Source organism: Marinobacter sp., assembly GCF_044799475.1.
Lineage (GTDB): Bacteria > Pseudomonadota > Gammaproteobacteria > Pseudomonadales > Oleiphilaceae > Marinobacter.
Window position 1 is genome coordinate 723,040 of record NZ_CP085217.1, and the last position, 13,025, is coordinate 736,064.

The window sequence follows — 13,025 nt, forward strand, 5'->3', positions numbered from 1 at the left end:
TGGCATCCTTTCCTTTGAGCCAGACCCTGGTGGGCCTGGCGGTTCCATTTTTCAGGCTCTGCTGAACTGCTTCCGTTATTGCACCGGAGTCAGCTCCGTGATCAGCCTCATTCCCGTAACCAGCTGATCGAGCTGGAAATGCGGCTGCAGCCGGATCACCGAGTAGTAGCGACCCGGCTCTCCCACCCTGGCCCGCACTGACACACTGGCGTTGCGCAGCGGAAATCTGGCCCGGAGCTCGTCCGAGGCGCCTTCCGTGGCCATGGTGTAACCATGTAACCAGCGCTGTAACTGCGCTTCACATTCTTCCGGTGAGCGGTAATCACCCACCCGGTCCCGTCCCATGACTTTCAGATAGTGGGCGAAACGGGACACGCACAGCGTGTAATGGAGCATGGCCGCCAGCCGGGCACTGACCCGGGCATCCTGCTGATCAAAATCTTCCGGCTCCTGCACCGAGGGCACGGCGTGGATCACCAGCATCTCCGTATTGGCCAGCGGCATCAGTGGCAGGAAGCCTTCTGCTGCCAGAATCCGTTCCATCCTGTCTGTGACCTGCCAGTCCACCGGGCTTCGTGTCGAAAAGAAGCCGCCGGTAGGCGTTATTGCCTGGATGGCCGGCAGATTATCAACCGTGCCATGGGCCACCCGCCCGGACCGGAAACCCCGGATCTGGGCAAACCAGCCCGATTCGCAGAACGCCCGAATCGCCACCACACCCACCGAAAAGCAGGCATGACCCCAGAGGAAATCGCGATCAGGTCTGTTCCTCTCCTCCCGGAAACCAAATCCCTCCGGCCCCTGGCCCAGGTCCCGCCAGGGCTGGCGCATGAGCATTCTCGGTACTGCCAGTCCCAGAAAGCGCGCGTCGTCCATGGCGCGAAGGGAGCGCCACTTGGCCATTTCAGGCTGGGCGAAATGGCTGCTCAGCTCGGTCACACCGGTGAGCTCGGAGAACCGGTCGACACCGAAAAAACCCGGTTCTGCGTTCAGAATCATCGGCGCAAATGCCGCAGCGGCGATCTGCGTCAGGCCCTTCAGGGTGTCCAGGTTTGCCTGCCCACCATTGGCCCTGTGGCTGACGCTGTAGGCACCCAGCAGCAGGCCAAAGGGCTCGCCGCCCGGGCTGCCAAATTCATGGGAGTAGATCTTGGCAAACAGCCGCGACTGGTCAAATTCGATGGACCGGGAGAGATCTCGGGCCAGCTCCCGCCAGCCCAGATCCAGCACCTTTACCCTTACCAGACCTTCGCTGTCGTTGTGGGCTGCCTGCTCCGTCAAAAGCCAGACCCCGCGCCAGTTGGCCTCGAGCGCCTGGAACTCCCGATGATGCAGAATCCCGTTCAGCTGGCTGTTGATGGTCCTGTCCAGCTCGGTCAGCATCCTGGCGAGCAGGGCTGTCACACTCCCCCTGGTCCAGGCTTTCTCGGGATCTGCCCGCCCAAGCAGCATCAGCAGGGCCTGAAGATCGTCGGCTTCGGCCACCAGACGGGACGCAAAACCCGCCTCCAGGACTGGCGCCCCGACGGACACTTCCAGCGTATCCAGATAGTCTCTGCCAACGAACTGCATGGCGGCACTCATATCGCTTCCCTGGAATCAGGACCGGTCATGTACATGGAGTCATGACCTGACCGGTCGGGTTCATCCGTGAACTTCCGGCTTATTGCGCTTGCATTCTTTCGATGGAAGCCTAGTTGCCCATCTCCGGAATCTTTGCGACCAGTCGCAGGGACGTGGTCAGCTCTTCCATCTGCAGCCAGGGGCGCAGCCATGCAATGGCATTGTAGGAGCCAGGACGCCCGGGGATTTCACGTACCTGAACCTTGGCATCTGCCAGCGGGAACTTGGCACGGATCTCCTGCCCACCACCTTCGGAGGCATTGACGTAGCCCAGAATCCAGCGGTTCAGCCAGCTTTCGACGTCTTCTGCTTCCATGAAGGAGCCGATCTTGTCCCGTGCCATGACCTTGAGGTAATGGGCAAAGCGGGAAGTGGCCATCATGTAGGGCAGACGCGCAGAGATAGCTGCGTTCGCGGTGGCATCGGGATTGTCATAGATCTTCGGCTTCTGGCAGCTCTGGGCACCGAAAAACACCGCATAATCCGTGTTCTTGTAGTGGGACAGGGGCAGGAAGCCCAGCTTGCTCAGCTCTGCTTCGCGACGGTCAGTGATCCCTATCTCGGTTGGGCACTTCAGGTCCGGGTCGCCGTCATCGCTCTTGAAGATGTGCGTGGGCAGACCTTCCACCTTGCCGCCACCTTCGGCACCGCGGATAGCCGTGCAGAAACCGTATTTGGCGAAGGCCTGGGTCATTCTGGTGCCCAGAACATAGGAGGCATTCATCCAGCAGTATTCATCGTGATCCGTGTTCACCGACATGCCGGTCTCCGGATCAAGCCTGAACTCTTCAAAGCCAAACTCTTCCACCGGCCGGGTGCTGGCGCCATAGGGCAGACGGGCCAGCACACGGGGCATGGCGAGGGTCACGAAGCGGGAATCTTCGCTTTCCCGGAAGGAACGCCACTTGGTGTACTCAAGGGACTCAAAAACCTTTTCCAGGTCGCGGGGTTTGGAAAGCTCCGTCCAGTCGTCAAAGCCAAACAGGCCGGAGCCGGCGGCAGAGACAAACGGGCAGAAGCCGGCAGCGGCGACATTGGACATGAGGCCAAGGGTTTCCACGTCGGACGGATGATTGCTGAACTCGTAATCACCAATCATGACACCGTATGGCTCGCCACCGGGGGTGCCAAATTCGGACTCGTAGATTTTCTTGAAGATCTGGCTCTGGTCGAACTCGACCGCCTTGGAAAGATCCTTGTGCAGATCCTTCTTGCTCAGGTTGAGCACGCGGATCTTCAGGGTCGCGCTGGTCTCCGAGTTCATCACCAGATGATGCATCCCGCGCCAGGAGCCTTCCAGCTTCTGGAATTCTTCCTGATGCATGATTTCGGAAAGCTGGCGGGAAATCATTCCGTCCAGTGCCGAAATCGCCTGGGTGAAAGTCACCGTGAGGTTCCTGTTCCAGGTAACCGTGCCTTTCATGGCTTCTTCTGCCAGCGTGCGGATCAAATCCGTGGCACGGTCGCTCTCGGTCTGTTTGGTGGCTCCAATAGCCTGCTCCAGCAGACTGAGGGTCTGGATCTCTTCAGCTACGAGGGCTTCTGCTGCCTGATTTTCAGCGCTCATTGTTCGGCTCCTTCCCTGTCGCCCAGATCATTGGCGAGTTTCTGCAGATCATCAGAGTTGTTCAGCACACGCTCGAGCAGCTCCTCGAGCTCCTCGGAACGGTCTACCTTGGTCATCAGGTCCCGCAGCTTGTTACGTGTTTCCATGAGCTGACGCAGTGGGTCCACCTGATTGACGATCGAGGCTGGCTGGAAGTCGTCCATTGAGTTGAAGGCCAGCTCCACTGCCATCTGGGAGCCGTCATCCGTCAGACGGTTGTCCACCTTGAGCTTGAGCTTTGGGCTCATGCGCCGCAGAACGTCGTCAAAGCTGTCCCGGTCTATCTGGATAAACCGGCGGTCCTTGAGCGGCTTGAGGTTGTCATCGTTGTTTCCGGAAAAGTCGCCCATGACTCCGACAACAAAGGGCAACTCTTTCTTGACCATCGCACCTTCGGTTTCGACGTCATAGGTAATATGAACCCTGGGCTTTCTGACCCGGGAGAGTTTATCGTGAATGCTTTCCATGTCTCTGTCTCCTTTAGCGCTTCACTGGTTGATAGCTACCACCTACCCCTTCTCGGGGGCGGGCACACCGGTAACACGACAGAACCCTTCTCTGGCTCCGCTGTCGGAAATTAGCTCCTGCATCAACTCGGGCAGGGACAATTCGCTCCAGCGAATGGCCTGACTGATGGCATAGGAAACCGGCGAATGGGGTTCGGTCTGGCGGAAAAAATCCGACAGCTGCCGTAACTGATCAAGGGCCTGGCTGCGACTCTCGATGGCAACCTGAACTGCATCAAGGACAGAGACGGACGCGCTCGCTGAAGACTCCTGGCCATCCGGAACAGCTGCGCCCGCTGACGCCTGAATCGGTTTTCTGGCCAGCGCCCGCTCGATCTGCTCACCGGCCTGGTGCATCAGTGTGCTTTTGCAGCGTTCCAGGGCCTTGCGGATATTCGTGGTGGGCTGCGGCTCGCCGCCCATCACCCTGTCCATGGCATCCGAGAGCGCCACAAAGGAAGCCTGGGCACCCGTGATACCACGGTGAATTTCCAGCAGGCTTTCCATGGGGGTTTCCCGGACGGCCTGGACGAGATCATCCGGCGATGCGGCACCGGCCCTGATCCGCTGCTTTGCCTTGTCCTCGCCCATCCGGTTGATTTCTGCGACCTGCTCGGCGTGCCAGGTGGCAAAGGAACCCAGGGATGGGCAGCTGAAGAGGGGTATTGAAAGGATCGGCTGAATCAATGTGCCTTCACCATCTACGCCGTTCAGCCCCACCAGAGGCGCGATCCGTGTAGAGAGACCTTCCTCGTCCGGCTGCGGATGCAGGTTTTCCCAGTGGTTTTCGATGATGCAGCGGGCAAGCTCAAAACCCTGCGCCAAGCCGGAAAAACCGTACTCACGGCACAGGGATTCGATATACCAGGCGACAAACTCAAGATCCTTGCTGCGCTCCGCAAGAACCGGTGGTATGTCCATGGCCAGCTGTTTCCAGTGCTGGATCTGGGGCAGATCGTCTTCGGCAAGTATCTGACGCTCAAGGGCCCGGGCCTGGTTTCTCAGATCTTTGAGATTGAAATAGGGAGAGTGAGGCGATGCGTCCTCACGGGTATCGTCACCACAGGGAAGGTCGGGTGAGATATCAGCCAGCAGGGAATCGATGTCAAAAATGGGGGCAACGTCGGTGTACATGCGGCATCCTGCGCAACTTGATTGTGATCCATCACACTGTCTGGGACCGGATTGGGACCGTCATGTCCTCGGTATTGTCCAGAGCGGGCGAACTATAACAGTGGCCCCCAACGTTAACAATAATGCAGCTGATATTATCATTGCATTTGTTAACCAGTGCCGAATGCATGATCGCCTGGCCCGCTTCTTCTATCTCGCCATCCCTGAGAAAGCCTGCCAGGTTCGCATGACTGAATTCCTTGCTGACCCCGTCACTGCACAAAAGAAAAGTGTCTCCCCGCGCAACGGGTCCGGTGCGATAGTCAAGTGCTACCGTATCATCCACGCCGAGAGCGCGGGTTATCACGTGAGCGAGGGGATGCCGCTCCGCTTCAGAAGCCTGCAGAATCCCCCGGTCAACCATCTCCGCAACCTGGCTGTGATCCCGCGAAATCTGCTCAACCTCCCGCTTTCTGATGACATAGCAGCGACTGTCGCCCGCCCAGAAAAGATGATAGCGGTCGCCTTCAATAAACAACGCCACAACGGTTGAGCCGAGGGTCTGGTTATCAAGGGATTCCCGGCCATACTGCCGGATACGGCTATTGGCTTCGCAGAGTGCGCGCTCCAGGTCTGCGGGAGAAATCAGGTTGCCGGCTCGCCGCAACTCCCCGGCAACCGTGTCACAGGCAAGCTGGCTGGCTACATCGCCGGCCTGATAGCCCCCCATGCCATCAGCCACCACCCAGACACCTGCCTCCGTCGCGTCCAGCAGGGCATCTTCGTTGTGTTTTCTCACCCCCCCACGATGGGTAAAACTGGCTGTTCTGAAGGACATCCGCTCACTCCGTCAGGGCAGCTTGCTGCCAGCCGTGCTTGCGCCACTGGCCAACCATCATGGATGCAAACTGGCCAACCTTCGGTAGGCCGCTGGTCATCAGTGTCGTTGCTTCCACATAGGCCGACCCCTGGGTCCACCACATGACAAGTTCCGGATTGCGCTCAAGAAGCGCCCGTAACCACTCGGCCTCTTCTGCTCCGGCAGGAATCATCAGGTTGCCTTCCTCCCTGGGCCACCTGAGCCGAGCGGGACACACCGGGGGCAGTTCCACCAGAGCCAGCCTATGCTGCCAGCTGGCCTCATCCCATTCGTCGTCCAGAACACCCAGAATGCAGTCCTCCAGCTGGGACGACCATTCCGGCTGGCGCCATGCCTCAAGAGTCGATCCCGCGAAATCCGCCAGCACAAGAAATGGAAAATGCCGCCCCACACGGTCCACCGAGGGAATCATGGTTCCCAGCACGCCGTGTTCGGCAAGCACTCCGGGGCCAGCGGCAAAGTGCCAGATTGGCGACGTCAGCCAAGCGTCAAGCCACTCGTCCCCCAGCTGTTCCCGGCTTACCGCCATGGTTGCCTGGCACCATTCGAAAAACAGGTCCCGCATGGCTGGCTGGACATTGTGAGTGAGGAAATCGCCCCGGTTCGGGACCTTACCCAGATAACCCCAGGTCATGGCTGTCTTTCCCCTTTCAGAGTGATGATGGCAGACGGAAGCTTTCCAGCATCGCCGCATCAAATGGGTGTTTTACGGACCCGGTGGTCAACTCCAGGCGCGCCAGGTACTCGTCAAGGAGTATGTTCAGCCCCTGTGTCCGGCTTGAAGTGTTCATGGCTCCGGCGGCCTGTAGCATCCGGAATACAGCCCAGGTACCCTGCCAGGTCTGCTGGGCGGACTCCTGCTCACTGCGGCCAGGAGTTAAAGATATCCGCGTCTGCCGGGCGCCTGCCTGCTCGGGCCAGCTAAAGCCCACGGTTCTGGCGGGCCCGTGGCGATAAACCAGGGTCTGGCCGTCTATATCCAGCATGAACTGGGTGATGCGACTATCCAGGTAAACCGGCTTCAGGGCAAACGCCACAGCTGGTGTCCGGCTTCCCCGCTCAAAAAATGCCTCCCGGATTTTGCGAGCATTCTCAAACAGCTGAAGGCTTCGGCGACTGATGCCTATGTCATTTTTCAGGCGCCAGGGCGACTGGCTGGTATCCACATGGATGGCCAGATAACGCTCGAAAAACTGGTCAAGGGTGCCTCCGTAGCCGAAAAAGTTGGCAAAATCCGTAAGCGCCACATCAGTAACCGATTCACGAGTGAAGGGGTAATTGCCGGCAATCGCCTGCTGGTAGTCGGAATACACCATGCTTCGCCAGATCTCGTTGATCTTGCGGGTTACCGAAACTTTCACCTGCCGCCTCGAGTCACTGACAAAACCCTGAAACATGTTCGTGAACAGTGCAGATCCGTTATCGCCGGCGGTACTGAAAAAGCCCCTGACGGCCTCATCAAACTGGTCGCGGCTGACGGTAGCCAGGGCAGCTGGCCGGCCACCGCTCTGTTCTTCAAAATACCTGGCAATCAGTTTTGCTTCTGCCTGGAGGCGGTCGAAGGTCTCATCCTCGATCTGGTGCATGGGCTTGAATGCCCGATCCACCAGGGTCGTCTGCTCTTCCGCCTCCCCAGGCATGGCCTGCATCAGCCCGCTCAGGGCCCGACTGCGCTGGGCCAGCCGGCTGCTGGCGGCGTCTCCGGCGGCGTCAGCACCGGCGCTGGTTTCGTCTGGCCTGCTCAGTTCGGTATTGAGCCTGACCGCTTTCATCAGCCGGCCAATCGGTGCTTCCGGACCGGCCAGAGCTCCCGCAACACGCATGCCATCGGTCTGGCTGGCAAAAGATCTTACACGAAGGTCTCCCAGGAACTCCTCCCAGACATGGACGTAGTCGCGGAAATAACGATCCGCCACCTGGGTTCTGATGGCCGCCTCGTCGAGATTGCGGAAATCCTGTGACTCCTCACCGTAAACCCAGGAGTCTTCCAGAAGACGGCTGACGATCTTGTTCTTCTCCGGTTCAAAAATGCCCTGATAGCCATTAATGGTGTAGAACCCGGGAACACCTTCCTTAAGACTCCTTCCGGACCGTCGCTCAAATACGCGGTCGGCCACCGAGCCAAGCACCATAGGCAGACGGAAGGATGGCAGTGACGACAGGGAGGCATCCATCTTTATCCGTTGATAGGCACGTTCAGCCAGCGGCATGGACGTCAGTTCAGCGCGGGCACGCGCGACCAGTTCTTCATCCAGTGGAAAACTGACTTCAAGGTTCAGATAGTGCCCGAGGTGCGCCAGCAGGGATTCACGGCTTTGCCGGTTGACCTCCCCCGGCAGCTGCCGGGAAAGCATCAGATCAAACCAGGCATAAACCTGATCCCGGTCCAGATGACGGAGCTGGTTAAGCATGAGGTAGGTCTTGAGGGTTTCATAAAGATACTCAAGATTCGCCAGGTTCCCGTTAATGGCTGCTTCCTGGGTTTCTTTCAGCCTGCTGCCAAAGTGCAGGGCCAGCAGCCGTCCGTAGGCCTGCCCCGCATCGTCTGCGAGGGTGTCGCCCTGGTAAAGACCCATCTGTGTCACTTTCCCTGCCGGCATTGGCGAGCCCTGCACCCCAGGAATGCCGGCGGCCTTTGACAGGATCCCATCAAGTTTTACCCAGTCCTGGTGCGGTTCAGCCAACGCCTGGCCAAGCTCTTCCACCTCGCTTTCATAGAGGGCAATCAGATCCGTATTCCACTGGTAGCTCATCGCCCATGCTGACCCCAGGCCAAGCGTGACCAGACCCAGTCCGGCAAATACGGCACGGCGAAGCCAGATAAACTGTTGTTCCTTACGGCCATCGGCACTGGCAAGACCGGACTCTGAAAAAACGATGTTCTCAAACAGGTGCCGCAGGAAGAATCCATCCTGGGTGGCAGGTCTGGCCGGATTTCTGGTCTCCGGCACCTGCAGCCGGAACTGGTCGTCCACGAGCCGGGAAACCTTGTCAAGGGTCCGTCCGCCCTGCTCTGATGACACCAGATAAATACCCCGCAGAAGAGGGACTTCCTCATAGGCTGAGGGAGAAAAGACTTCCTTGATCAGATTCCACAGCGGAGCGCGCAGCAATGCAGTCTGTTTGGGGAACTGATAGATCCGGCGACGGGTTGCCGGCGTCCGCTCCTGCTGCAAACGGTGCAGAAGGAACTGGCTGAGACGCTCAAGCAGCTGGTCAAACTCCCCGTCGAAGGTTGCCGGCAGAGTTCCGGAATCAGTGACACTGTGCAGGTCGAAGGTCATGCCAAAGACCTCTTCCCGCTCACGCTCCGAGAGCATTCCAAAGGTGTCGGAGAAGCCCTCAAGCAGGTCGAACTTGGTCAGCACTACATAGACCGGGAAGACCACGCCAAGGCGGTTTTTCAGCTCCTGGACCCTCTGCTTGAGGGCCCGGGCATGCAGCATCTGTTCAGTGGGGGTCTGCTCGAGAAGATCGGCAACACTGATGGAGAGAATGACGCCATTGATGGGCTGTCGTGAACGGTATTTTTTCAGAAGGCCAAGAAAAGAGTTCCAGCCCCGGGAATCGCGTCGATCAGCACTCTCCTGGGTGGTATAACGGCCTGCGGTATCGATGATGACCGCGCGATTGGTAAACCACCAGTCGCAATAGCGTGTACCGCCAACACCTCTGACTGAATCAATACCCATTTCATCCTTGAGGGGAAACTCTAGCCCGGAGTTGAGCAGTGCCGTCGACTTGCCTGAACCTGGCGCTCCGATAATCATGTACCAGGGCAACTCGTAGATGGAACGGAAACGGCCCGGTTTCCATTTCCTGACCATGGCCAGGGCCTGCCGGAGGCGGTCCCGCTGGGTGTCGGCTTCTTCCCTGAGCAGATCGTCCTTTTCGCTGCTGGCCATCATTTCGCTGACAACCATTTCATTGTCACGGCGCTGACGTCTGGCGTGCCACAGGTATCTGGCCAGCACTGACACTACGATCAGCAAAAGAAAAATGATCCGGGCGGCGGCCGAAGACAGGGGTGTCCATCCGGCAATGGCAATCAGGGGGCCGCCGAACCAGACAATCAGCGCTACTGCGATAGCGCCAAGACCCATAAACAGTACCCGAAGGGTTAAAAAACTGCCCAGACGGCGCATCCATGCAATGCCACTCATAATCTCTCTCTTGTCTGTCACTCAGGGAATAAGGGTGATCTCGACCCGCCGGTTGCGGTCCTGTGGCGCATCAGTTCCGAAACGCGGTTCTGTTGCACCGCGGCCTTCGGGCCACAGCCGCCCGTTGAAGTCCACCGTCGCTGACATCATGTCGGATACGGCTGTGGCACGGGCGAGCGAAAGATGCCAGTTCGAAGGATAACGATCGGTTGCGATGGGCCGGTTGTCGCTGTGCCCCGCCACCATGATGGAGCCGCTGGTCGACTCGAGGGCCCTGGCAATCTTGCTCAGCACCGGTGCCATATCCTCCCGGACGGCGGCTTGCCCGGAAGAAAACAGGGCCTCGTTACCAATAAGAAGCTTCACCCGGTTGCCGTCCATGGTGACTTCGAGAAAGCCCCGGTCCATTTCGGTCTGAAGTATCTGCCTCAGGTAACGTGCATCTGCAGGCTCGCCGGTTACCAGATCCGCGCTCAGGGTCTCGGGCACACCCAGGCCGGCAATCTGCGCCCTTAGGGGCTCGGAGGTGTTGCCGAGCCTGTGAGTCAGGCCAAGGTAAACCAGCAGCAGGACCACGCCGCAGACTGAGCCCACAACCCAGACCGGGATGCTGTGGCCCAGCGCATTGCCGGTGACAACACGGGGTTCCCAGCTGCGATCAAAGGGAGTGGCATAGCGCCCGCGCTCAGCACAGATCTGCTGGTAAAGGCTGTCCCGGAGGGTATCAAGCTGTTCCTGACCATGCTCCTCTACGCGGAATTTGCCCTTGAACCCCAGAGAGAGACACAGGTACTGCAGTGTCAGAAGCTGAATGCCGGAAGACCGCACCGCCTTGTCAACCAGCTCGAAAAAGTGGGTACCAGCCCAGGTCTGCGAGTGAAACTCGGACAGCAATGAGCTCGCCGCCCACCGTCCAGCCTGCCCCCACTCACTGTTCAGTACAATTTCATCCAGAAGAGCACAGACGCAGTAGGAAGCCGTTTCAACGGTGTCCGGAAGCAGATTGGCGGCCCCCAGCGCCTGACGGTATTCCCGGATGAGATCCATGCACTGGCGCTTGAGGCTGGCAATATCCGCGACGGATTCCGACTCGGCCAGGCGATCGGCCAGGGATAGCAGCCTGCTTGCCTGATCACAGACGGGGCCAAGATTGGTCGCTGGCAGACGAAAACGCTCCCGGGGACGGCTGGCTGCCACCGGTGCGAACTCTGTGCTGTCTTCTCCAGCAGATGGCCGTTCACGGCGGGGCGACGCCTGGCGGGCGCCAGGCCGGGGTTTGATGACTGTATTCTCACTCATGGGAACGTCCCTGTTGACCCAGTGTTATGCTCGAATGGCCCACAGCTCTATGGCAAGGCCTGGATAATTTCCGGAAACATGGAGGGCCAGGCCCCCGCTCTGCTTCAGTTGCTGCCAGCGATCACTCTGACTGTCCAGCAGGAAGTAGTGATAGCCCGCATGATAGGGAATCTGTCTTGGCGCAACCGGAAGGGCGCTTATGGAGATACCTGGCAGGTGGTTGTTGACCAGATCCCGGATGTGCTCCACCGGCCCCAGCTTTATCTGGGCGGGCAACCGCCTGCGGATATCCTCGGTCGTCAGGTCGGCATGCACGGCAAGGACCAGCTGGGAGGATTCCAGCAGCGACTTGTCGGACATGGGTGCAACTCGGATGCCGAACTGGGCCTCTTCCAGCTTCAGGGCCACGGCCGTCTGCTCCAGAACCGTACTCAGAGACTGGCTCAGCACTGCTGCCAGATCGCCGAAGGTTTCTGTCAGCTTTTCATGGCGATAGCCGGGAAGGTCCGGTGGACGCTTCTCGGCACGGGTGAAAGTGGCCAGCTCACCAATCAGGCCGACCAGAGCTTCGTAAAAACGCTCCGGGTGAACCCGGGCACTGGATTTGAAGTGAGCAAGAACCGGTTGCCAGCGATTGAGGGACTGCAGCATCAGGACATCAAACAGTGTGGTGGACTGCTCTGCCCCTTTTTGCATGCGGACCGACAGTGCCCCGGCCCGCTGTTTGACCATCGCCAGAGCCTCACTGAGCAGTGATGCCAGCGGCGGGACCCTGCTGACGTCCAGACAGGGCGCAATGAAAGTGCGGTCCAGTCTGATTTCCTTTTCGTTGATCACCTCGATGATACGGGCGACCGGTAGCGCTACATAGCCTGCCATGTCCTCACGCCCGAGTCGCAGGCAGGGGCTGAGATAGGCAAGGCCAAGAGACTCCTCATCGCCATCGTCAAGCGAGTCATCCAGCATGGGCACATTGCGCAGTACAAAACGCGCCACCTGCCCCCCATCTGCTGCAGCAATGTTGATACCGGCCTGCTTTTCCATCGGCAAGGCAAGGTAGATCAGTTCATCCCGGGCGTCTGGCGGCACCTCGAGAGCAAGGCTGTCTTTCTGATCAAAGCTGAAGGGCATGCCATCGGGGAATAGTCCGCTGGCCCGCACGAGGCAGACCTGGCCCAGAGCGAGCGCCTGATCATCCAGCGCAAAATCCGTCACACCATAGCCATGGGGAGCGAGTCGTGCATGGCGAAGCCGGGCAATGTGATAAAGGAAACGGTCCTGCTGCTGAAAATGCTGGGGCCGAAGCAGCATCCCTTCCGACCAGGCAACCTTGGCCAATCTCTCCATGAAAAAACTCCAGTGTTCAGTTCCCTGACTGTTCCAGGGTGAGCCTGTCGATTGCGACGGTAATTGTTTCATAGCCTCTGGGCTCGACTTCCGATATCAGCCGCCAGCGGGCGTTCTGGATATCGCGGAAGGCGGCCACAATGCCGACGTAGCGGGTAGCGGGATCGAGGGTCAGGGAATATTCGTGGTCTTCACCCGGGCGAATCACGATTTCATCTGTCGAGATCAGCTCGTCTCCAAGGACGCTCTCACCATTGTCATAGAGGTTGAAGAAATCGGTGTTGTGAAAGCCATACCATGAAGAGAGCTCGTACACCCTGACCACAAGGGGTGATGCCCGCCCGCCGATATCAGGATTTATCATATTTGTCGGCTTGAAATGAAGCCTCGTCCAGGGATCGACAACGACATTCGCTACCGCGCAGCCTCCCAGCAGCATTACTACCATCCCGAGCAGCGCCACGCGCATCCAGCTGGATCTCATCCCT

10 protein-coding genes are annotated in these 13,025 nt (G+C 58.9%); all 10 read right to left on the reverse strand.

What is annotated here, in order from left to right; genetic code table 11:
* Window positions 1-75: 75 nt before the first annotated feature.
* A complete protein-coding gene (gene tssC, locus LG327_RS03350) occupies window positions 76-1,584 on the reverse strand; it encodes a type VI secretion system contractile sheath large subunit (RefSeq protein ID WP_404365733.1) in 1,509 nt (502 codons plus the stop codon).
* Window positions 1,585-1,693: 109 nt separating this feature from the next.
* Window positions 1,694-3,190, reverse strand: coding sequence for a type VI secretion system contractile sheath large subunit (gene tssC, locus LG327_RS03355; protein WP_404365736.1), 1,497 nt, complete (start codon window positions 3,188-3,190; stop codon window positions 1,694-1,696).
* Window positions 3,187-3,696: a type VI secretion system contractile sheath small subunit gene (tssB, locus tag LG327_RS03360; RefSeq protein ID WP_404365739.1), complete on the reverse strand. Its 510-nt coding sequence runs from the start codon at window positions 3,694-3,696 to the stop codon at window positions 3,187-3,189. Before tssB ends, tssC (LG327_RS03355) begins: the two co-directional genes overlap by 4 nt.
* A 42-nt stretch (window positions 3,697-3,738) precedes the next feature.
* Window positions 3,739-4,869, reverse strand: coding sequence for a type VI secretion system protein TssA (gene tssA, locus LG327_RS03365; protein WP_404365742.1), 1,131 nt, complete (start codon window positions 4,867-4,869; stop codon window positions 3,739-3,741).
* A 31-nt stretch (window positions 4,870-4,900) separates the two neighbouring features.
* Window positions 4,901-5,686 (reverse strand): PP2C family protein-serine/threonine phosphatase, encoded by a 786-nt coding sequence (locus tag LG327_RS03370; RefSeq protein ID WP_404365744.1) that lies wholly within the window; start codon window positions 5,684-5,686, stop codon window positions 4,901-4,903.
* A gap of 4 nt (window positions 5,687-5,690) precedes the next feature.
* Window positions 5,691-6,362: a type VI secretion system-associated protein TagF gene (tagF, locus tag LG327_RS03375; RefSeq protein ID WP_404365746.1), complete on the reverse strand. Its 672-nt coding sequence runs from the start codon at window positions 6,360-6,362 to the stop codon at window positions 5,691-5,693.
* A gap of 16 nt (window positions 6,363-6,378) precedes the next feature.
* Window positions 6,379-9,891, reverse strand: a complete 3,513-nt coding sequence (tssM, locus tag LG327_RS03380; RefSeq protein WP_404365749.1) for a type VI secretion system membrane subunit TssM — start codon at window positions 9,889-9,891, stop codon at window positions 6,379-6,381.
* A gap of 21 nt (window positions 9,892-9,912) precedes the next feature.
* Window positions 9,913-11,190, reverse strand: coding sequence for a type IVB secretion system protein IcmH/DotU (gene icmH / locus LG327_RS03385; RefSeq protein ID WP_404365752.1), 1,278 nt, complete (start codon window positions 11,188-11,190; stop codon window positions 9,913-9,915).
* Between the two features lie 24 nt (window positions 11,191-11,214).
* The gene (gene tssK, locus LG327_RS03390) at window positions 11,215-12,537 is read right to left on the reverse strand and encodes a type VI secretion system baseplate subunit TssK (protein WP_404365755.1); all 1,323 of its coding nucleotides are present in this window, start codon (window positions 12,535-12,537) and stop codon (window positions 11,215-11,217) included.
* Window positions 12,538-12,553: 16 nt separating this feature from the next.
* On the reverse strand, window positions 12,554-13,021 hold the full coding sequence (tssJ, locus tag LG327_RS03395; RefSeq protein WP_404365758.1) for a type VI secretion system lipoprotein TssJ: 468 nt from the start codon (window positions 13,019-13,021) through the stop codon (window positions 12,554-12,556).
* Window positions 13,022-13,025: the final 4 nt, after the last annotated feature.

Excerpts from the sequence above, each read along its gene's own strand:
- tssC (WP_404365733.1), bottom strand. The coding sequence starts at position 1,584 with ATGAGTGCCGCCATGCAGTTCGTTGGCAGAGACTATCTGGATACGCTG.
- tssC (WP_404365736.1), bottom strand. The coding sequence starts at position 3,190 with ATGAGCGCTGAAAATCAGGCAGCAGAAGCCCTCGTAGCTGAAGAGATC.
- tssB (WP_404365739.1), bottom strand. The coding sequence starts at position 3,696 with ATGGAAAGCATTCACGATAAACTCTCCCGGGTCAGAAAGCCCAGGGTT.
- tssA (WP_404365742.1), bottom strand. The coding sequence starts at position 4,869 with ATGTACACCGACGTTGCCCCCATTTTTGACATCGATTCCCTGCTGGCT.
- LG327_RS03370 (WP_404365744.1), bottom strand. The coding sequence starts at position 5,686 with ATGTCCTTCAGAACAGCCAGTTTTACCCATCGTGGGGGGGTGAGAAAA.
- tagF (WP_404365746.1), bottom strand. The coding sequence starts at position 6,362 with ATGACCTGGGGTTATCTGGGTAAGGTCCCGAACCGGGGCGATTTCCTC.
- tssM (WP_404365749.1), bottom strand. The coding sequence starts at position 9,891 with ATGAGTGGCATTGCATGGATGCGCCGTCTGGGCAGTTTTTTAACCCTT.
- icmH (WP_404365752.1), bottom strand. The coding sequence starts at position 11,190 with ATGAGTGAGAATACAGTCATCAAACCCCGGCCTGGCGCCCGCCAGGCG.
- tssK (WP_404365755.1), bottom strand. The coding sequence starts at position 12,537 with ATGGAGAGATTGGCCAAGGTTGCCTGGTCGGAAGGGATGCTGCTTCGG.
- tssJ (WP_404365758.1), bottom strand. The coding sequence starts at position 13,021 with ATGAGATCCAGCTGGATGCGCGTGGCGCTGCTCGGGATGGTAGTAATG.